This window comes from Kosakonia sp. H7A, from assembly GCF_003028445.1.
GTDB lineage: Bacteria > Pseudomonadota > Gammaproteobacteria > Enterobacterales > Enterobacteriaceae > Kosakonia > Kosakonia radicincitans.
The window spans coordinates 1,191,644-1,210,748 of sequence record NZ_PYTZ01000001.1 but is presented as its reverse complement, the minus strand read 5'-3'; the positions used below and the strand labels follow the sequence as shown (position 1 = coordinate 1,210,748).

19 protein-coding genes are annotated in these 19,105 nt (G+C 54.4%); 12 read left to right on the top strand and 7 right to left on the bottom strand.

Annotated features, from left to right (window positions below):
* Positions 1-43 precede the first annotated feature (43 nt).
* Positions 44-1,204, top strand: coding sequence for a pyridoxal phosphate-dependent aminotransferase (locus CWM66_RS05640; protein WP_107146324.1), 1,161 nt, complete (start codon positions 44-46; stop codon positions 1,202-1,204).
* A 30-nt stretch (positions 1,205-1,234) separates the two neighbouring features.
* Here CWM66_RS05640 and dsbG read toward each other — a convergent pair whose 3' ends face one another.
* Positions 1,235-1,981, bottom strand: a complete 747-nt coding sequence (gene dsbG, locus CWM66_RS05635; RefSeq protein WP_007373824.1) for a thiol:disulfide interchange protein DsbG — start codon at positions 1,979-1,981, stop codon at positions 1,235-1,237.
* Between the two features lie 365 nt (positions 1,982-2,346).
* Between dsbG and ahpC the strand changes: the two genes are divergently transcribed.
* Positions 2,347-2,910, top strand: a complete 564-nt coding sequence (gene ahpC, locus CWM66_RS05630) for an alkyl hydroperoxide reductase subunit C (protein WP_007373826.1) — start codon at positions 2,347-2,349, stop codon at positions 2,908-2,910.
* Positions 2,911-3,144: 234 nt separating this feature from the next.
* Complete coding sequence (gene ahpF / locus CWM66_RS05625; RefSeq protein WP_071920478.1) at positions 3,145-4,710, top strand: alkyl hydroperoxide reductase subunit F; 1,566 nt, start codon at positions 3,145-3,147, stop codon at positions 4,708-4,710.
* 106 nt (positions 4,711-4,816) lie between these two features.
* Here the strand turns inward: ahpF and uspG are convergent, their stop codons facing one another.
* The 4 genes from uspG to dcuC all read right to left on the bottom strand — a co-directional run bounded on the left by uspG (position 4,817) and on the right by dcuC (position 8,234).
* A complete protein-coding gene (uspG, locus tag CWM66_RS05620; protein ID WP_007373828.1) occupies positions 4,817-5,245 on the bottom strand; it encodes a universal stress protein UspG in 429 nt (142 codons plus the stop codon).
* Between the two features lie 146 nt (positions 5,246-5,391).
* A complete protein-coding gene (gene rnk / locus CWM66_RS05615; protein ID WP_107146323.1) occupies positions 5,392-5,802 on the bottom strand; it encodes a nucleoside diphosphate kinase regulator in 411 nt (136 codons plus the stop codon).
* Positions 5,803-5,953: 151 nt separating this feature from the next.
* Complete coding sequence (gene rna / locus CWM66_RS05610; protein ID WP_107146322.1) at positions 5,954-6,757, bottom strand: ribonuclease I; 804 nt, start codon at positions 6,755-6,757, stop codon at positions 5,954-5,956.
* Positions 6,758-6,857: 100 nt separating this feature from the next.
* Positions 6,858-8,234, bottom strand: a complete 1,377-nt coding sequence (gene dcuC / locus CWM66_RS05605; RefSeq protein ID WP_107146321.1) for an anaerobic C4-dicarboxylate transporter DcuC — start codon at positions 8,232-8,234, stop codon at positions 6,858-6,860.
* A 344-nt stretch (positions 8,235-8,578) separates the two neighbouring features.
* On the opposite strand from dcuC, the gene CWM66_RS05600 reads away from it, so the two are divergent.
* The 7 genes from CWM66_RS05600 to cspE all read left to right on the top strand — a co-directional run bounded on the left by CWM66_RS05600 (position 8,579) and on the right by cspE (position 16,365).
* Positions 8,579-8,986 (top strand): hypothetical protein, encoded by a 408-nt coding sequence (locus CWM66_RS05600; RefSeq protein ID WP_007373833.1) that lies wholly within the window; start codon positions 8,579-8,581, stop codon positions 8,984-8,986.
* 54 nt (positions 8,987-9,040) lie between these two features.
* On the top strand, positions 9,041-9,394 hold the full coding sequence (locus CWM66_RS05595; RefSeq protein WP_233218362.1) for a copper-binding protein: 354 nt from the start codon (positions 9,041-9,043) through the stop codon (positions 9,392-9,394).
* Between the two features lie 12 nt (positions 9,395-9,406).
* Positions 9,407-10,660, top strand: a complete 1,254-nt coding sequence (locus CWM66_RS05590) for a TolC family protein (protein WP_007373835.1) — start codon at positions 9,407-9,409, stop codon at positions 10,658-10,660.
* A complete protein-coding gene (locus CWM66_RS05585) occupies positions 10,660-12,117 on the top strand; it encodes an efflux RND transporter periplasmic adaptor subunit (RefSeq protein ID WP_107146320.1) in 1,458 nt (485 codons plus the stop codon). Before CWM66_RS05590 ends, CWM66_RS05585 begins: the two co-directional genes overlap by 1 nt.
* On the top strand, positions 12,114-15,233 hold the full coding sequence (locus CWM66_RS05580) for an efflux RND transporter permease subunit (RefSeq protein WP_035885996.1): 3,120 nt from the start codon (positions 12,114-12,116) through the stop codon (positions 15,231-15,233). Before CWM66_RS05585 ends, CWM66_RS05580 begins: the two co-directional genes overlap by 4 nt.
* 163 nt (positions 15,234-15,396) lie before the next feature.
* Positions 15,397-15,966, top strand: a complete 570-nt coding sequence (pagP, locus tag CWM66_RS05575; protein WP_090397292.1) for a lipid IV(A) palmitoyltransferase PagP — start codon at positions 15,397-15,399, stop codon at positions 15,964-15,966.
* Positions 15,967-16,155: 189 nt separating this feature from the next.
* Positions 16,156-16,365, top strand: coding sequence for a transcription antiterminator/RNA stability regulator CspE (cspE, locus tag CWM66_RS05570; RefSeq protein WP_007373839.1), 210 nt, complete (start codon positions 16,156-16,158; stop codon positions 16,363-16,365).
* Positions 16,366-16,422: 57 nt separating this feature from the next.
* On the opposite strand, the gene crcB is transcribed toward cspE, so the two are convergent.
* Positions 16,423-16,806: a fluoride efflux transporter CrcB gene (gene crcB, locus CWM66_RS05565; protein ID WP_007373840.1), complete on the bottom strand. Its 384-nt coding sequence runs from the start codon at positions 16,804-16,806 to the stop codon at positions 16,423-16,425.
* Between the two features lie 88 nt (positions 16,807-16,894).
* Between crcB and CWM66_RS05560 the strand changes: the two genes are divergently transcribed.
* Together CWM66_RS05560 and tatE are read left to right on the top strand one after the other, a co-directional pair.
* Positions 16,895-17,683, top strand: a complete 789-nt coding sequence (locus CWM66_RS05560) for a deaminated glutathione amidase (RefSeq protein ID WP_107146319.1) — start codon at positions 16,895-16,897, stop codon at positions 17,681-17,683.
* Positions 17,684-17,810: 127 nt separating this feature from the next.
* Positions 17,811-18,008, top strand: coding sequence for a twin-arginine translocase subunit TatE (tatE, locus tag CWM66_RS05555; protein WP_007373842.1), 198 nt, complete (start codon positions 17,811-17,813; stop codon positions 18,006-18,008).
* Positions 18,009-18,075: 67 nt separating this feature from the next.
* Here the strand turns inward: tatE and lipA are convergent, their stop codons facing one another.
* The gene (gene lipA / locus CWM66_RS05550; RefSeq protein WP_035885995.1) at positions 18,076-19,041 is read right to left on the bottom strand and encodes a lipoyl synthase; all 966 of its coding nucleotides are present in this window, start codon (positions 19,039-19,041) and stop codon (positions 18,076-18,078) included.
* Between the last annotated feature and the right edge of the window lie 64 nt (positions 19,042-19,105).

The window sequence follows — 19,105 nt, the reverse complement described above, 5'->3', positions numbered from 1 at the left end:
TTATAGTGGCAGCAACACGCGTATTACAAGCAGGCACACAACGATGAGCAATAACGCATTGATTCCGCAAAGTAAACTCCCCGCTTTAGGCACCACCATCTTCACGCAAATGAGCGCGCTGGCGCAGCAGCACAACGCCATTAATTTGTCGCAGGGCTTCCCGGATTTCGACGGCCCGCGCTATTTGCAGGAGCGGCTGGCGTTTCATGTGGCGCAGGGGGCGAATCAATACGCGCCGATGACCGGTGTGCAGGCGCTGCGCGAAGCCATTGCCGATAAAACGGCGGAACTGTACGGCCATAAACCGGATGTGAACACCGATATTACGGTGACCGCCGGGGCGACAGAAGCGCTGTATGCGGCGATCACTGCGCTGGTGCGTCAGGGTGATGAAGTTGTCTGTTTTGACCCGAGCTACGACAGCTACGCGCCTGCGGTGGAGCTTTCTGGCGGTGTGCTGAAACGCATTGCTTTGCAGCCGCCGCACTTTCGCGTTGACTGGCAGCAGTTTGCCGCGCAGCTCAGCGATCGTACGCGGCTGGTGATTCTGAATACACCGCATAACCCGTCGGCAACGGTATGGCAAAAGGCGGATTTTGCCGCGCTGTGGCAGGCGATTGCCGATCGTGAAATCTACGTGCTGAGCGATGAAGTGTACGAGCACATCTGTTTTGCCGAAGAGGGCCATGCCAGCGTGCTGGCGCATCCACAACTGCGCGAGCGGGCGGTAGCGGTATCGTCATTCGGTAAAACCTATCATATGACCGGCTGGAAAGTGGGTTACTGCGTCGCGCCTGCCGCGATCAGCGCCGAATTGCGCAAAGTGCATCAATATCTGACTTTCTCGGTCAATACCCCGGCTCAACTGGCGCTGGCGGATATGCTGCGTGCCGAGCCGGAACATTATCGCCAGTTGCCGGAGTTTTACCGCGCACGTCGCGATGTGCTGGTGAATGCGCTCAGCAACAGCAAGCTGGAGATTTTGCCGTGCGAGGGGACTTACTTCCTGCTGGCGGATTACAGTGCGGTTTCCGATCTGGATGACGTGAGTTTCTGTCAGTGGCTGACCAAAGAAGTGGGCGTGGCAGCGATCCCGCTGTCGGTGTTCTGCGCCGATCCCTTCCCGCACAAGCTGATTCGCCTGTGCTTCGCGAAACAGGAATCGACGCTGCTGGCCGCGGCAGAGCGCCTGCGTAAGCTGTAATGCTTCCCGGCGGCGCGGTCTGCGCCGCCGTTATTTCTCGCCCATAATGGTTTTCAGTTTTTCCGCGTCCGGCAAGCCCACTTCCTGCTGTAACACGTTATCTTCATTCATGTAGTAAATCGCTGGCGTGGCATTCGCACCGAGATCGTCCATGATTTTCTGGTTGATATTGAGCTTTTTCATGATCTCCGGCGGCACGGATTTCGGCAGCGTCAGCGCCATCTTGCCGTTGGACTGTTCATAATCGTGCCAGCTTTTCGCCGGATCTTTCGCACTCATGATCGCCGCAGCGGCCGCCGGGCTTTCCGGTTTGATCACGCCAACCAGTAATGTGCGCAGCTGCACTTTGCCGGATTCCACCCACGGACGCGCCTGCTGCCAGAACTGTTTGCAGTACGGGCAGTACGGATCGGCGAACATGTACACCACGCGCGGCGCCTCTTTTTTGCCATCAAGGATCCAGTCGGCTTTTTCCATCTGCTGCCACAGCGCGCGGCCCGCCGGGGCGTAAATCTCTTTGGTGATTAACTTCTCGCTGAGGTTGGTGCCCGCCTCGTCGTACATATAGCCAGAGATGGCGTGTTTACCGTCCGGCGTGACGTAAATGGTAACGCCCATCTCCTGATATTTACCGAGATATCCCTTCATACCGCCCGGCGCATCGAAGGATTTGATGATGGTGATGCCTTGCTTTTCTATGGCTTTTACCGGAGCAGGTAACTCTTCAGCATGCAGGGTCAGCGGCAGCAACGTCAGCATTAACAGGCGCTTAAGCATAAAAATCCTTACTAATTAAATGGTTAATATTCGACTTAGGGAAAACCTATCACAATCATCGGCAGGATCGCGAAATGAAACGTTGTCGTCAGCCGCCCACAGTGTTCTAATCGAACAGCTTGATGGCCTTTAGGTTATGAGCGCAACGCATAGCCAGCTTGCTGGCGCTGAAGCACCCACGGGTATTTCAGGTATCGAGGCCACCCGTCGCGGTGGCCTTTTTACTTTTGGCAAATCAGCCGTTCACATGGTTGCTCGTTAGGGTTTGTTAGCTAACGCTTATTGATTTGATAAAGCAAACGCATTGGCTCGATCAAACAAAGTTCGTTAACTTACACCCCAACGAAAACACGGAGGAAGTATAGATGTCCTTAATTAATACCAAGATCAAACCTTTCAAAAACCAGGCGTTCAAAAACGGTGAGTTCATCGAAGTAACCGAGAAAGATACTGAAGGCCGCTGGAGCGTCTTCTTCTTCTACCCGGCTGACTTCACTTTCGTATGCCCGACTGAACTGGGCGACGTGGCTGACCATTACGAAGAGCTGCAGAAACTGGGCGTAGACGTTTACTCTGTCTCTACCGACACCCACTTCACCCACAAAGCGTGGCACAGCAGCTCTGAAACCATCGCGAAAATCAAATACGCGATGATCGGCGACCCGACTGGCGCCCTGACCCGTAACTTCGAAAACATGCGTGAAAACGAAGGTCTGGCTGACCGTGCCACTTTCGTTGTTGACCCGCAGGGCATCATCCAGGCCATCGAAGTAACCGCTGAAGGCATCGGCCGTGACGCTTCTGATCTGCTGCGTAAAATCAAAGCGGCTCAGTATGTTGCTTCTCACCCAGGCGAAGTTTGCCCGGCTAAATGGAAAGAAGGTGAAGCGACTCTGGCTCCGTCTCTGGACCTGGTCGGCAAAATCTAAATTTCCCGGCGTCATTACGGCGTTGGCGTCACCTGCTCACCCCGGTCACTTACTGATGTAAGCTGCCGGGTACTTTCAGGCTGGTCGCCTTGCTCTGACACGAAATACTGGGGAAATTATCTTACAAACGGGTGCTTTTGGTGCCCGTTTTATTCAGCACCATGATGCAAGTTGCATTGATGCAGCCCTGAACAACGCGGCTTGCATGATGATGTTTTAAGCGAGGGATTAAGAATGCTCGACACCACAATGAAAACCCAGCTCAAGGCCTACCTTGAGAAACTGACTAAACCTGTTGAGTTGATTGCTACGCTGGATGACAGCGCGAAATCGGCAGAAATCAAAGAACTGCTGGGCGAAATCGCTGAGCTGTCTGACAAAGTCTCCTTTAAAGAAGACAACAGCCTGGCGGTGCGCAAACCGTCATTCCTGATCACCAACCCAGGCTTAACCAGCGGCCCGCGCTTTGCCGGTTCGCCGTTGGGTCACGAATTTACCTCACTGGTGCTGGCACTGCTGTGGACCGGTGGGCATCCGTCGAAAGAGGCGCAGGCGCTGCTGGAGCAGATCCGCGATCTCGACGGTGACTTTGAATTTGAAACCTATTACTCGCTCTCCTGCCATAACTGCCCGGACGTAGTCCAGGCGCTGAACCTGATGGCCGTGCTGAACCCGCGCATCAAACATACGGCGATTGACGGCGGTACGTTCCAGAACGAAATCACCGATCGCAACGTAATGGGCGTTCCGGCGGTGTTCGTGAACGGTAAAGAGTTCGGCCAGGGGCGTATGACGCTGACGGAAATCGTCGCCAAAATCGATACCGGCGCGGAAAAACGTGCGGCCGAAGAGCTGAACAAACGCGACGCTTACGATGTATTGATCGTCGGTTCCGGCCCGGCGGGCGCGGCGGCGGCAGTCTACTCTGCGCGTAAAGGTATTCGTACCGGCCTGATGGGCGAGCGTTTCGGCGGCCAGGTGCTGGATACCGTGGATATCGAAAACTACATCTCCGTACCGAAAACCGAAGGCCAGAAACTGGCGGGTGCACTGAAAGCGCACGTAGCGGATTACGACGTGGATGTGATTGACAGCCAGAGCGCCAAAAAACTGACCCCGGCGGCAGTTGAAGGCGGTCTGCACCAGATTGAAACCGCGTCCGGCGCGGTGCTGAAAGCTCGCAGCATCATCATTGCGACCGGCGCGAAATGGCGCAACATGAACGTTCCGGGTGAAGATCAGTATCGCACCAAAGGCGTAACCTACTGCCCGCACTGCGACGGCCCGCTGTTTAAAGGCAAACGTGTGGCGGTGATCGGCGGCGGTAACTCTGGCGTGGAAGCGGCTATCGACCTGGCGGGGATTGTTGAGCACGTGACGCTGCTGGAATTCGCCCCGGAAATGAAAGCCGACCAGGTATTGCAGGATAAAGTGCGCAGCCTGAAAAACGTCGACATCATTCTGAACGCGCAGACCACCGAAGTGAAAGGCGACGGCAGCAAAGTGACCGGCCTTGAGTACCGTGACCGCATCAGCGGTGACGTACATCAGGTCGCGCTGGCCGGGATTTTTGTCCAGATTGGTCTGCTGCCGAACACCACTTGGCTGGAAGGCGCGATTGAGCGCAACCGCATGGGCGAAATCATCATCGACGCCAAATGCGAAACCAGCGTGAAAGGCGTGTTCGCGGCGGGCGACTGCACCACGGTGCCGTACAAACAGATCATCATTGCGACCGGTGAAGGCGCTAAAGCCTCCCTGAGTTCGTTTGATTACCTGATTCGCACTAAGACTGCATAAGCAAAATAAGAAAGTAAGCAATACCTGCAAATGAAAGAGGCTACCTTCGGGTAGCCTCTTTTTTTATGCCGAATGGCATTAGCACCATCCGGCAACCCAACAATATTTACCGCACCACCAGCACCGGAATATGCGCGTGGCGCACGATGTTGGCGGCATTGGAGCCGAGCAGGTGAGTGGTAATTGACGGATTGCGCGAGGCGATAACCACCATATCCGCGAGCAGTTCTTCTGCCAGCTCATTGACCACATCTCGCACGTTGCCAAAACGTACATGGGTGCGCACGCGTGACGGCTCAATGGAAAAATGGGTCTTCATGGTGTCGAGGCGGGTTTGCGCTTCCTGCTGCAAATGCTCTTCGAAGCGGCGCAAATCGGCAGCAAAACGGTGCAGACTCATGCTGGCGGAAGCGGGTAATACATGCAGAAGATGAATAACGCCCTCGCGCTGGGCGAGGAACTCAGCGTGGCGCACCGCTTTGTCACTCAGCGCCATTTCGAAAACATCAACCGGCATAATAATGGTCTGATACATAAACGCTTCTCCCTGTGGGTTATGTTGTGCTGATTGAACCATAAAGGGCGTGAATTTTTTGCTGCGTATATGGCAAATATGAAGAATAGGATGGCGGGAACGGAAAGAGGATGCGGGCGCATCCTCTGCGGAAAAAGCAGCGGGAATTAAAGCCGGAAATCGCCTGCCGCTTCGGGCTGGTAAAGCAGCTCAAGCACTTCAAGATCGGTGGTGGTGCCGCCCGGCAACTGCCAGTGAATGCTGTCACCCACCCGCAAACCGAGCAGCGCAACGCCAACCGGAGCCAGCACGGAAAGCTGCGTGGCGCTGTCGGTCATCTGCGCCGGATACACCAGCGTGCGCACCCGCTCTTCACCACTTTTCAGTTCGCGGAATTTCACCGTGCTGTTCATTGTTACTACATTGTGCGGCATCGCTTCCGGCGCGCACATCTGAGCGCGATCCAGCTCATCATTCAACGCATCCGCGACCGGCAGGCTGGCATAATCAGGTTGCTCCAGCAACCGGTCAAGACGCTCGGCGTCTCGCTCATTAATCATAATGGCAGGTCTGGACATCAGTTACTCCATGTTGTTTGATTGATCCAAAGAAAAACCCTCGCCGACGGGCAGCGAGGGTTTGTCTACAACGGATGATACTGAGAGCGCGGCCCGGTGTGAAGTGATGCGGCGCACATTTGCCGGAATTATGAATGTTCCGATCGTCGGCTCAGTAACCCGCTTTATCAATCACAAAACTGTTCCCGCAGTTACCGGGATGCGGCTGCGGCAAAAAGGAACCGCTGACCAGCGGGGCATTGATGGCATCGGCTTTGATGGCGATTTGCATCTCCGTCAGCCACGCCGGATTGCCGCTACAGGTCAACTTCACCGCTTTCACGCTTTGCTCGCCGTAGGCTTTGGCGACGGCTGCGTTGAATGCATCGCGGGTAACGGTTTTTCCGTAATTTTCTGCGAGGAAAACGCCGAGCGGGCTGGCTTTGATTTCGGTGTTCAGGCGCACCATCGCACCGAAATAGTCATCCGGATCGAATCCGAAACAGACGCCGTGTTTGGCATATTCATAACGCTCAAGGCAGGTATTGCTGCCTGCACCGGGCATGACGGCATTCAGTTTATTCGCCACTTCCAGCGATAAACCGCTTTCCGCTGCGGCGCATTTCTGGCTGGCTCTGGCTTCCGGCATATTGGGAACCGGGCGGGTAGCACAGCCGTAACGCATCCAGCGACGATCGTCGACGCCGCGCACGGCGATGGATTTCGGCAGAGCTGGCCACAGACCGTGTACCGTCAGGTAATCCGCTTTATTGGCGGGCTCTTTTTGCAGACGGCATTCATCGGGTTCGCTACGCCCGCGGTCATGCAAGCTCTGGCAAAATCCGGTCTGCCAGGATAGTGCCAGCACATAGCGATCGAAATCACCATATTGTTTGGGCTGGAGCGGTGCTGCGTACGCAGAAGAGAACTGGATGGCGGCAACGCACAGGCCGATGGAGAGTCCCTTTTTAATCATTTCATTTCCTGATGGGTGAGTCCGGGTAATTACTATGAGTTATTAAAGCATAAAAAAAGCGCCGGGCAGGCGCTTTTTCATAAGTGGCGTTTATTGTTGATTAATGAACCGCAACCCCCGGAACCAGAAATTCAGTAGCAATAATCACCACAATCAGGCCAACCATCACCGGAACTGATGTGCGTTTTACCACTTCAAATGGCGAAATATTCGCCATCCCGGCCACCGCAACCACCACGCCGGAAACCGGAGAGATGGTGCGACCGAGGTTGGATGCCTGCAACATTGGGATCGACAGATACGCCGGGTTGATGCCGGATTCATGGGCCAGTTTCGGGATCATCTCGACAAAGGCGTAAAACGGCGCATTACCGGAACCGGTGGTCATTGCTGCCAGCATGGTGAGGATCACCAGGACCAGCATCAGAATAATGCTTGCCGAACCGAAAGAGGTGGCGATGGAGATCAGACTCTGGATAAAGCCGATGGTGCTCAAGCCCTGGGCGAAAACCCCGGCGGCGACCAACAGCATCACCACGCCTGCGAAGGCGTCGGCCATACCGCGATATGCCACTTCCAGCCCGGAGAAGACTTTTTGCGTATTAAAGCTGCGTAAAAATTCCAGCGCTGCCGCCAGCAACATACAGATCACCAGAATGGTGATGATGTGCAGTTCCGGGCCCCATTTACCGTCGAAAATCAGCACGCCGATAATTGGCGTAAACGGCAGAATAGCGTAAAACGTCGGCGCCGTGGTGGTGATGTCTTTCACATCCAGCATTTCGCTGACAATGTGCTCTTTTTTATCGAGAAAGCGCTGCCAGAAGTAGTGCGCGATTGCCATGGCGATAATCGCCACAATCGATATTGGCAGTGTAGTTTTGAAGGCAAAATCGATCAGCGGCATTTCGGCGGCTTTCGCGGCCAGCACTACATCGCCGGAAGTGGGTGAGAGAATAATTGCCGCTGGCGAGGCGCAAATCGCCGCTGCCGCACCGCGACTGATCCCGACGTTGACCATCACCGGGAACAGCGTTGCCATCAGCAGCACGCCGAGGCCCGTGGCGGACGACACCGCCAATGACATCAGGCAGGCAACGAAGTACGCGGCAATCATCAGCAAATAAGGTGAGTTGATAAAACGCAGCGGGCGCGAAGCCAGCTTGACCACCATATCGTTCGCACCAATGTGCGTCATATAGGCGGCAAAGCCGCACAGCATCATGATCATCATGCCGAGATCGCCGCCGCGGCTCATCAGCAGGATTTTAATGTATTCGACAATATCCGTGGCGCTGTAACCGGTACTGGTGGCGCTACCAGGCAATATTTTGTGCCCCATCAGCGCACTGACGATTAATAACGCCAGACCGCCGACAAACAGCACGCCGGTGGCGGAATAGCCTTTGATGATATAGCGCGCAACGCCGACAATCACCACCACGCCGATCAGCAGTTCGATCAATGTTAAAGTCATGTTATTGGTCCCGGAGGTTGACCTGAAAGATAAGTAAGTAAAAAAATCAGCAACGCAATGTGCCGAATAACGTGCGGTTCGTAGATGATTAAAATCAATGAAGCGTGATGTTGAGGGAAATATCGCGGGAATTTGCTATCAATCTACAGAATAAATAATGGCTGGTTGATAAGTTAAGCGAATGCATTACGATAATTTTGTATTTTAAATGATAAAAACTAGTTAATTAGTTTGGTTATTTAGGTTTCAATACAGCGCCAGACGTAAATTTGCTAAAAATATCTTTAAAAATAAAAATAGTGCTGCTTATACTCGCCGTTAATTTCCCACGGACCTGGTGTTTTATGCACGCTGAATGGCTATACCGAATTCGCTTTATGAAGCGGCATCTGTTGATGCTGCTGATGGCGTTCGGCTGGCTATTAATCCAGAGTCAGGTGGCGATTGCTTCTCATCACTGCGACTTGCAGGTTGACGAATCGCGAGCAGTAACCCAGCACATAAGCCATATGATGATGTCGGATACGACACCGCGTATGGACATGATGAAATCCCCGCTGTGCGAAAAGCATTGCGTGCCGGATGCAGCACAGAAGGATAGCGGCCACCCGCCTCTGGTGGCGCTGCCGGTTTCACTAACGCTGGCTGAAGTTACGCCGGTTTGTTCCCCCGTCGTCGATGAGGGTTGGTCATTAACCCCGCCCGCCGCAGGCCCGCCGGCAACGATCCGTTTTTGCCGGTTCAGGGAGTAGACAACTGTTAATTCATTGAATTTTATTTAATTTATGATTAACAGGAGTCTTATTATGCGTTCTTATGTACTGTGCATGCTGTCTGGCGTGCTGTTGTTCTCCGTTTCCGCTGTTCAGGCGGAAGATATGCATGCGATGCACGGCATGCACGATATGTCGCAACATGCGGCAATGCAGGCTCAGGCTCAGGAATACCAGAGCCAGGGTACCATCAAAAAACTCACCGCCGATTCTGTTTCCATCGCTCACGCTGCTATTCCGGCGCTGAACTGGCCGCCAATGACCATGCAATTTGCACTGGCGCAGGGCAGCGCGTTGCCTGCGGTAAAAGTGGGCGACAAGGTGAGCTTCACCTTTGTTCAGAGTGAGAGCGGTTACCAGCTCGTTTCATTGACGCCACAAAAATAACCGGGAGCGACAATGAAACGATACTCACTGAGCCTGCGGCTCGGTGGGGTATTGCTCGGACTGATGTGCTCCGCCGTGCAGGCGGAGCCATTGACGCTGACGCAATCCCTGGCCGCCGCGGAACGCTACTCTGCCGAACTTTCCGCCAACCGTAATGAAGCGCAGGCACTGGATGCGATGGCGGATTCCGCCCGCCAGTTGCCGGATCCAAAACTGAAATTTGGTATCGAAAACGTGCCGGTGCAGGGCAACAATGACCGCCGCTTAACCCGTGAGGGAATGACTATGCAGCGGATCGGCATCATGCAGCAGTACGTCAGCGCGGAAAAACGCGACCGCAAAGCCGAAACCCTGCTGGCCGAAGCGCAGAGCGTCAGTGCCAAATCCTCAGTGGTGCGCGCTAATTTACAGCGTGATACCGCGCAGGCGTGGCTCGATCTGGCGTTGTCAGAACAGGCGCTGCAAACCGCGCGTAAGCTGCTGGCAGAAACGGAACGCCAGCAGGGCGCACAGCGCGCCAGTGTCGGCGCAGGTAATGCCGCGCCGGACAGCGTGCTGGCATTTCGCGTGGGCTTAAGCGCGATGCGCGACAAAGTCACCCTCGCCGAACGTGATGTGCAACTGGCACAAACCCGCTTGATGCAGCTTACCGGAGAGACGGTGACTGCCGTTTCTGGCGATCTTCCTCGTTATCAACGCTTGCCTGCCGATGAAAAAACGCTGGAGCAGGGCATTGCTCAGCATCCTGACATTGTCGCTGCCGCCAGCGCCGCCAACAGCGCGAAAGCGCGTTCGGCGGAGTCAGCGATTGCGGCCATTCCGGATGTGGAAGTTGAAGTGTGGTACGGACGTCGCGCTGAAGGTTACGAGGATATGGCCGGGGTGATGTTCACCGTCGACCTGCCGCTGTTCCAGTCCCATCGTCAGGATAAAGATCACGCTGCGGATGTCTCGCGCACCATGCAGGCCAACGATCAACTGGCGCTGGCCGAGCGGGATCATATGGCGCAACTGCATTCCCTGATTGCTGAGTACAACGCGGCGCAAACGCTGTGGATGCGCCAGCGCGATGAAGTGCTGCCGATGGTGCGTCAGCGCGCCACCTTGCTGGCAGCCCAGTATCGTTCCGGGCAGTCGGATTTGTCGGCGCTGCTGGAAGCGCGCCGTAACGTCCTCGACAGCGAGCTGGCCGTTAATCAGGCCGAGAAAGAGATGGCGCAGAAATGGGCCGCGATCCGTTGGTTGATCCCGCAGGAGTTGATGTGATGAAGAAGACCCTCTTGGCTGTCGCGATCGCCGCATGTGTCGCAGCGGGCGCAGGCTATTTTATCGGGCGGCAACACACCGCGCCTGCCGCATCCGGCGAACAAGCGCAGGAACGCAAAGTGCTCTACTGGTACGACCCAATGGTACCGGATCAGCGTTTTGACAAACCCGGAAAATCACCGTTTATGGATATGCCACTCAAACCACGTTATGCCGATGAAGCCCCGGCCAGCGGCGGTGTGAGCGTAAGTGCGCAGCAGCAGCAGAATCTCGGCATGACCACGGCAAAAGTGGAAAAACGCGTTCTCGGTAGCGCCTTCTCTGCATTTGCCACCGTAACCACCGATGAACGCAGCATCCAGAGCGTGCCTTCTCCGGCGGCGGGCGTGGTAGAAAAACTGTTTGTCCGTGCGCCGCAGCAGTGGGTGAAAAAAGGCGAAGCGCTGGCACAGTTGTGGATCCCGCAATGGACGACTTCTCAGCAGGAGTATCTGGCGGTACGCCACCTGGGCGATGGCGAACTGACGCGCGCTGCCCGCGAACGTCTGGCATTGCAGTTTATGCCGGAAGCGATTATCCGCGCTGTCGAGCGCAGTGGGAAACCACAAACCCGTCTGACGCTGCGCGCCGATCGCGACGGTTACGTGGTCAAGCTGGATTCCCGTGAAGGCGCACAAGTGGCCGCCACGCAAACCCTGTTTGAGCTCGCCAGCCTCGATCCGGTGTGGCTGGTTGTCGATTATCCGCAAAGCCAGGCACAGGCGCTCAGTGCAGGCAGCGAAGTGATAGCAACTTCTGCAAGCTGGCCGGGCGAGCAGTTTCATGGCTGCGTCAGCGAATTGTTGCCGCAACTGGAGACCACCACCCGTACGCTGAAAGCGCGCATTGTGCTCGATAATCCGCAGCAAAAACTCAAACCCGGTATGTTTCTCACCGTGACGCAGCCGGAATCTGCACGGCAACCGGCAGTGCTGGCGATCCCGGAAGAGGCGCTGATTGCAACGGGGGCTGCCAGCCGTGTGCTGCTGGCTACGGGCGATGGCCACTTCCAGGCGGCAAACGTGACGACCGGGCGCACGGCGCAAGGCTGGACTGAAGTGCTGTCCGGCGTCAAGGAAGGTGACAACGTGGTCACTTCCGGCCAGTTCCTGATTGATTCGGAAGCCAGTTTGCGCAGTGCATTGCCGGAACAGCAGGCGCAACAACAGCCAGCGGCGAAAAAAGTCGAGACTTATGAAGGAACCGGCGTGGTGAAAGCCATCGAAGCAGGCAGTATTACCCTGTCGCACCAACCCATTCCGGCACTGAACTGGGGAGCGATGACGATGGACTTCGTGCTCAAACAACCCGATCCCAGTGTCAAGCCGGGCGAGACAGTGATGTTCAGCTTTGTACTGGATGATGAAGAGGGCGCAGTCATCACTCACCTGATGCCGATGCAGGAGGAGATGAAATGATCGCCGCCGTTATTCGTGCCTCGCTGCGCAATCGCTTGTTGATCCTGCTGGCCGCTCTGGTGCTGACCGGCTGGGGGATCTGGGCGGTTCAACGCGCACCGCTCGATGCACTACCGGATTTGTCGGATGTGCAGGTGATTATTCGCGCCAGCTATCCGGGCAAAGCGCCGCAAATTATTGAAGACCAGGTCACCTATCCGCTCACCACTGCCATGCTTTCCGTGCCGGGCGCAAAAACGGTACGTGGCTATTCGATGTTCGGCGATTCCTATGTGTATGTTTTATTCGAGGACGATACCGATCTCTACTGGGCGCGATCGCGGGTGCTGGAGAATCTAAGCCAGATCCAGTCCTCGCTGCCTGCCGGGGTGAACGTCGGGCTGGGGCCGGATGCTACCGGCGTTGGCTGGATTTATGAGTATGCGCTGGTTGATCGCAGCGGTAAGCACAATCTGGCGGATCTACGCGCTTTACAGGACTGGACGCTGAAGTTCGAGCTAAAAACGGTGCCGAACGTGGCGGAAGTTGCCAGTGTTGGCGGGATGGTACGTCAGTATCAGATTGTGCCGGATCCGGCACGAATGCGGGCGCTGAATATTACCCATGAACAGATTGTCAATGCGGTGCAGGCGGCGAACCAGGAGAGCGGCGGCGCGCTGCTGGAGATGGGCGAAGCCGAGTTCATGGTGCGTACAACCGGCTATTTGCGGCAGTTGTCGGATTTTCGTCAGATAGTGATCGCCAGCCGCGAGGGCGTGCCGGTGATGCTTTCAGATGTGGCGACGGTGCGGTTGGGGCCGGAACTACGACGCGGCGTGGCGGAGTACAACGGCGAAGGGGAAGTTGCAGGCGGTATTATCGTCATGCGTTACGGCAAAAATGCGCTGGATACTATCCACGCCGTTAAAGCCAAATTGGGTGAAATACAGAAAACGCTGCCCGCCGGGGTGGAGATCGTACCGGTTTATGACCGTTCAACGCTGATTGAGCATGCGGTTGAGACGCTCACCCATAAACTGATTGAAGAGTTTATCGTTGTTGCTCTGGTTTGTACGCTGTTCTTGTTCCACTTCCGCTCTGCGCTGGTGGCCATTGTCTCGTTGCCGCTGGGGATTCTTGGCGCGTTTATTGTCATGCACTATCAGGGCATCAACGCCAACATTATGTCGCTTGGCGGGATTGCCATCGCCATTGGCGCCATGGTGGATGCCGCGATTGTGATGATCGAGAACATGCATAAGGTGATGGAGCAGTGGCGACATGATAACCCCGATCGTCAACCGACGAGTGCTGATTACTGGCGCTGTTCAGAGCGGGCGGCGGTGGAAGTTGGTCCTGCTCTGTTTTGCAGCCTGTTGATCATCACGCTGTCATTTATTCCGGTGTTTTCGCTAGAAGCGCAGGAAGGGCGAATGTTTTCCCCGCTCGCATTTACTAAAAGCTGGGCGATGGCGGTTGCGGCAGGGCTTGGGATCACGCTTGTACCGGTGCTGATGGGGTTGTTTATTCGCGGCAAAATCCCCGATGAAAAAGCAAATCCGATTAACCGCTTTCTGATCCGTCTGTACGAGCCGCTACTGGATAAAGTGCTGGCATGGCCGAAAGCGACGCTGGGCATTGCGCTGTTGTTGCTGGTGGCGACGCTGTGGCCGTTAAGTCGTCTGGGCAGTGAGTTTATGCCGCCGCTTGATGAAGGCGATTTATTGTATATGCCCTCGACGCTGCCGGGGATTTCCGCCCGTGAAGCCAGCCGTTTGTTGCAGCAAACCGATCGGCTGATCAAAAGCGTGCCGGAAGTGGAAAGCGTGTTTGGTAAAGCGGGAAGGGCGGAGACGGCAACGGACCCTGCGCCGCTCACCATGGTGGAAACGACCATCCGCTTTAAACCGCGTGACCAGTGGCGCCCTGGAATGACGCCGGAGAAACTGGTTGATGAGCTGGATAAGACCGTGAGTATTCCGGGGATTGCGAATGTCTGGGTACCGCCGATCCGTAACCGCCTGGATATGTTGGCGACCGGTATTAAAAGCCCAGTCGGCATAAAGGTGAACGGTAATAACATCGCCGATATCGAGCGCGTGGCGCAGCAAATCGAGCAGGTTGTGAAAACCGTGCCGGGAGTGACTTCGGCACTGGCGGAAAGGCTGGCGGGCGGGCGCTATGTCGATATCAACATCAACCGGGCGCAGGCCGCGCGTTATGGCGTTTCGGTGAAAGAGCTGCAATCACTGGTTTCCACGTTGGTGGGTGGGGAAAATATTGGCGAAGTGCTGCAAGGTCGTGAACGCTTCCCGATTAATGTGCGTTATCCGCGTGAAATACGCGATAACGTCGATGATCTGCGCACATTACCCGTAATAACCGAGAATGGCAGCCAGATTGCACTTGGTGAGCTGGCCGATATCGTAGTTACGGAAGGGCCACCGATGCTGAAAAGCGAAAATGCGCGCCTGTCCAACTGGATTTACGTCGATCTGCGCGGACGAGATTTAAAATCCGCCGTTGAAGAGATGCAGCAGCGAGTGGCGCAGCAGGTTAAGCTACCGCAAGGTGTGACACTGTCGTGGTCCGGTCAGTTTGAATATCTGGAGCGTGCAACGGCGAAGCTGAAGATCGTCTTGCCGGTAACGTTAATGATTATCTTTGTCTTGCTGTTTATTACCTTCAAACGTGTCACCGATGCCCTGTTAATAATGGGGACATTACCCTTCTCATTGATTGGCGGTGTCTGGTTATTGTGGCTACTGGGATATAACTTATCCGTTGCCGGGGCCGTTGGATTTATTGCGCTGTCCGGTGTTGCGGCGGAGTTCGGCGTTATTATGGTGCTCTATCTGAACCACGCACTGGATAAATATCGTCAATGCGATCCGCAGGGAGGAAATAAGATGTTGCTGCGGGCAATTCATGAGGGGGCCGTATTGCGTGTGCGGCCGAAGGTGATGACTGTCGCGACTATTATGGCAGGATTGTTGCCCATCATGTGGGGCAGTGGCAGCGGATCAGAGGTCATGAGCCGTATCGCTGCGCCGATGATCGGCGGTATGGTCACTGCGCCATTACTGTCGATGCTGGTCATTCCGGCGGTGTATTACTTGTTGCATCGTCGACGCTAAGAAAATGTACGCCGCAATATTGTTGCGGCGTAACATATTGTATTTAACCTGAAAATGATTAGCGGAATAAGGAATTTTCGCTATGTTTTCAGAATTAATCTGATTTCGTTAAGAGTTTATTCAGATATCCTGCTACAGACTATACGTCAATACGTAAAATGGAATGCATACGGTGTCTGTTAAAAATAAAATTTTCACACTCTTCGCTATATTTTGTCAGTTTTCGGTGGTTTCCCTGACGCACGCAGCTCAGCAGTCCTGGTTCTCCGATTTTACCGACAACGTAAAGCAAACCTGGCAAGCGCCAGAGCATTACGATCTCTATGTACCGGCTATTACCTGGCATGCGCGTTTTGCTTATGACAAGGAGAAAACCGACCGTTATAACGAACGCCCATGGGGCGCCGGATTTGGTCAGGATCGCTGGGATGAGAAAGGCAACTGGCACGGCTTGTACCTGATGGCCTTTAAAGATTCGTTTAACAAATGGGAACCGATTGGCGGCTATGGCTGGGAGAAAACCTGGCGACCACTGGCGGATGATAATTTTCGTCTCGGGCTCGGTTACACCGCAGGCGTGACTGCACGCGATAACTGGCATTACATTCCGATTCCGGTGCTGTTACCGCTGGCTTCAATTGGCTATGGGCCGGCAACATTCCAGATGACCTACATCCCAGGAACTTACAATAACGGAAACGTTTACTTCGCGTGGATGCGCTTTCAGTTCTGATTTGGCCAGCGGATGATGCTCTGCACAGTTCTTAAGCAGTACAAAAAATGCGGAATAAAGCGTCAAAGAACAAAACTTAGCGACATTTATCACTTTTTAGCGAATAACGACTGGACAAAGGTCGCCACAATTGATGTACTGATACCCGACACAGCATTTGTGTCGTTTTTTCATGTAAAGGTAATTTTGATGTCTAAGATTAAAGGTAACGTTAAGTGGTTTAATGAATCCAAAGGATTCGGTTTCATTACTCCGGAAGATGGCAGCAAAGACGTGTTCGTACACTTCTCTGCAATCCAGAGCAATGGTTTCAAAACTCTGGCTGAAGGTCAGCGCGTTGAGTTTGAAATCACTAACGGTGCCAAAGGCCCTTCTGCTGCAAACGTAATGCCTGTTTAATTCAGCTACGTAAGCAAGAATTCCAAAACCCGCTGATAAGGCGGGTTTTTTTTGCCTTCAGTTTGCATTAACGGCCGAAAAGAGCCAGAAAGCCAGCGCAGTCATCGCAAACGATCCCAGCAGGTTAACTGCTACGTTCAACAACGCCCAGCTGACACGACCTTCCTGCAACAAAAACACCACTTCAGCCGAAAAGGTGGAAAATGTCGTCAGCCCGCCACAGAAGCCGGTGGTAAGCAGCACTTTCCACACCGGATCGATATGTGTCATTCGATTGAACCACGCCAGCCCCATGCCAATAATAAAAGCGCCCATCAGGTTGGCGGTTAATGTGCCAAGGGGAATGATTTGATGCGCCGGGTTTAGCTTCATGCTGAGCATCCAGCGCGCAACGCTACCTGTACCGCCACCGATAAATACCGCTAAAAGAAGTTGTAACACCGTGAAATCCTGCTATTTGATTTGCTAGAGTGTTGAGTTTAGCGCCGCAGCCACTTTCTGGCTACGACGGCACAGCGGAGGGAAAACGATGATTGTTGCAGTCGGGCAGTTTGCCGTTACACCGGACTGGAAAACTAATGCATTAACTTGTGTCGAATTGATGGCGCAAGCGGCACAGCAACAGGCATCGCTGCTGGTGCTGCCAGAGGCGTTACTGGCCCGGGATGATGCAGACCCCCATCTTTCTGTAAAAGCGGCGCAGAGGCTGGATGGTGGCTTCCTGCATTTGCTACTTGAAGAGAGTCGCCGGAACAGTATGACCACCATACTGACGGTGCATGTGCCTTCCTCGGAAGGACGGGCCGTCAATACGCTGGTGGCGTTATACCAGGGGGAAATCATTGCACAGTATGCAAAGCTCCATCTCTATGATGCATTTAATATGCAGGAGTCGGCGCGAGTGGATGCAGGCAACATTCTGCCACCGCTGATTGAGATTGACGGAATGAAGGTCGGGTTGATGACCTGTTATGATTTGCGGTTTCCGGAACTGGCGCTGGCACTGGCGCTTGCTGGCGCACAACTGCTGGTTCTGCCTGCCGCATGGGTGCGAGGACCGCTAAAAGAGCAGCACTGGGCGACATTACTGTCTGCGCGGGCGCTGGATACCACCTGTTACATGGTGGCCGCCGGGGAGTGCGGCAACAAGAATATCGGTCAGAGTCGGGTTATCGATCCGCAAGGCGTAACTATTGCTGCGGCAGCTGAAGCACCACAACTAATTTATGCGGATGTCACTGCAGACCGCGTGGTGCAAACGCGAGAGAAACTTCCTGTTTTACAGAACCGACGCTTTGCGCCGCCGCAACTCCTGTGATGTTTTTTTAAACAATGCTTGATTCATCTCGTTACAGATTGCTATTGTGTGCGCGCGTCGAATGACCGTTAATGAAGTCAGGTTATAATGACGTTTTATACAGCCTGTTTTACGAAAGAAGGTATCTATGGGTGAAATTAGTATTACCAAGCTGCTGGTCGTGGCCGCGTTGGTTGTTCTGCTATTTGGAACCAAGAAGTTGCGTACGCTGGGCGGCGATCTGGGCGCGGCCATCAAAGGCTTCAAAAAAGCCATGAATGATGACGATGCTGCGAAGAAAGACGCTGACGAAGTGACAGCAGAAAAACTCACTCACAAAGAGTGAGCCGCCCCGACAGGCGAAAAAAAACCGGCGTAGAGGCCGGTTTTTTTGTCTGGAGTGTAAGCAGGTGTTACTTCACCTCAATGCCTTTTGCCTGCAGGTCCGCGTGATAGGAAGAGCGAACGAACGGGCCGCACGCCGCATGGGTAAAGCCCATTGCCAGCGCTTCTTCTTTCATTTCGTCAAACTCGTCCGGGCTGACATAGCGCTGGACCGGCAGGTGATGGCGGCTAGGCTGTAAATACTGCCCCAGCGTCAGCATCGTCACTCCGTGGCGGCGCAGATCGCGCATCACGTCGATAATTTCAGCGTTCGTTTCGCCAAGCCCTACCATCAAACCTGATTTGGTTGGGATCTCCGGATGCGCTTCTTTAAAGCGCTCCAGCAGTTTCAGTGACCAGTTGTAATCCGCACCTGGACGTACCTGGCGATAGATACGCGGCACGTTCTCCAGGTTGTGGTTAAACACGTCCGGCGGCGTTGCGGTGAGGATATCCAGTGCGCGATCCATACGACCGCGGAAGTCCGGAACCAGCGTCTCAATTTTGATGGACGGACTTTTTTCACGGATTGCGGTGATGCAATCCGCGAAATGCTGTGCACCGCCGTCACGCAGATCGTCACGGTCAACAGAGGTGATAACCACATAACGCAGCGCCATATCGGCAATTGTCTGCGCCAGTTTTTGTGGTTCGTTAGCGTCAGGCGCCACCGGACGGCCATGCGCCACATCGCAGAACGGGCAACGGCGTGTACAGATGGCGCCGAGGATCATAAAGGTGGCCGTTCCGTGGTTGAAACACTCAGCAAGGTTCGGGCACGATGCCTCTTCACACACAGAGTGCAGCCCATTTTTACGCATAGCTGCTTTGATCCCCTGGATACGGGAAGAGTCTGCCGGGAGTTTGATTTTCATCCATTCCGGTTTTCTCAACAGAGCTTCGCGCTCGGTTGCCACGTTTTTAACCGGGATAAGAGCCATTTTATCGGCATCGCGGTACTTAACACCGCGTTCCATCACAATGGGTTTACTCATAGCGTGCGTGTTCCAGTTGCGGATAACGAAGTAAGTATTTCAATTCAAGGAAATGTTGTATTTA

What these genes read in the sequence shown, in the direction of transcription:
- CWM66_RS05640 (WP_107146324.1), top strand. Translation starts at nt 44, where the DNA reads ATGAGCAATAACGCATTGATTCCGCAAAGTAAACTCCCCGCTTTAGGC.
- dsbG (WP_007373824.1), bottom strand. Translation starts at nt 1,981, where the DNA reads ATGCTTAAGCGCCTGTTAATGCTGACGTTGCTGCCGCTGACCCTGCAT.
- ahpC (WP_007373826.1), top strand. Translation starts at nt 2,347, where the DNA reads ATGTCCTTAATTAATACCAAGATCAAACCTTTCAAAAACCAGGCGTTC.
- ahpF (WP_071920478.1), top strand. Translation starts at nt 3,145, where the DNA reads ATGCTCGACACCACAATGAAAACCCAGCTCAAGGCCTACCTTGAGAAA.
- uspG (WP_007373828.1), bottom strand. Translation starts at nt 5,245, where the DNA reads ATGTATCAGACCATTATTATGCCGGTTGATGTTTTCGAAATGGCGCTG.
- rnk (WP_107146323.1), bottom strand. Translation starts at nt 5,802, where the DNA reads ATGTCCAGACCTGCCATTATGATTAATGAGCGAGACGCCGAGCGTCTT.
- rna (WP_107146322.1), bottom strand. Translation starts at nt 6,757, where the DNA reads ATGATTAAAAAGGGACTCTCCATCGGCCTGTGCGTTGCCGCCATCCAG.
- dcuC (WP_107146321.1), bottom strand. Translation starts at nt 8,234, where the DNA reads ATGACTTTAACATTGATCGAACTGCTGATCGGCGTGGTGGTGATTGTC.
- CWM66_RS05600 (WP_007373833.1), top strand. Translation starts at nt 8,579, where the DNA reads ATGCACGCTGAATGGCTATACCGAATTCGCTTTATGAAGCGGCATCTG.
- CWM66_RS05595 (WP_233218362.1), top strand. Translation starts at nt 9,041, where the DNA reads ATGCGTTCTTATGTACTGTGCATGCTGTCTGGCGTGCTGTTGTTCTCC.
- CWM66_RS05590 (WP_007373835.1), top strand. Translation starts at nt 9,407, where the DNA reads ATGAAACGATACTCACTGAGCCTGCGGCTCGGTGGGGTATTGCTCGGA.
- CWM66_RS05585 (WP_107146320.1), top strand. Translation starts at nt 10,660, where the DNA reads ATGAAGAAGACCCTCTTGGCTGTCGCGATCGCCGCATGTGTCGCAGCG.
- CWM66_RS05580 (WP_035885996.1), top strand. Translation starts at nt 12,114, where the DNA reads ATGATCGCCGCCGTTATTCGTGCCTCGCTGCGCAATCGCTTGTTGATC.
- pagP (WP_090397292.1), top strand. Translation starts at nt 15,397, where the DNA reads ATGCATACGGTGTCTGTTAAAAATAAAATTTTCACACTCTTCGCTATA.
- cspE (WP_007373839.1), top strand. Translation starts at nt 16,156, where the DNA reads ATGTCTAAGATTAAAGGTAACGTTAAGTGGTTTAATGAATCCAAAGGA.
- CWM66_RS05560 (WP_107146319.1), top strand. Translation starts at nt 16,895, where the DNA reads ATGATTGTTGCAGTCGGGCAGTTTGCCGTTACACCGGACTGGAAAACT.
- tatE (WP_007373842.1), top strand. Translation starts at nt 17,811, where the DNA reads ATGGGTGAAATTAGTATTACCAAGCTGCTGGTCGTGGCCGCGTTGGTT.
- lipA (WP_035885995.1), bottom strand. Translation starts at nt 19,041, where the DNA reads ATGAGTAAACCCATTGTGATGGAACGCGGTGTTAAGTACCGCGATGCC.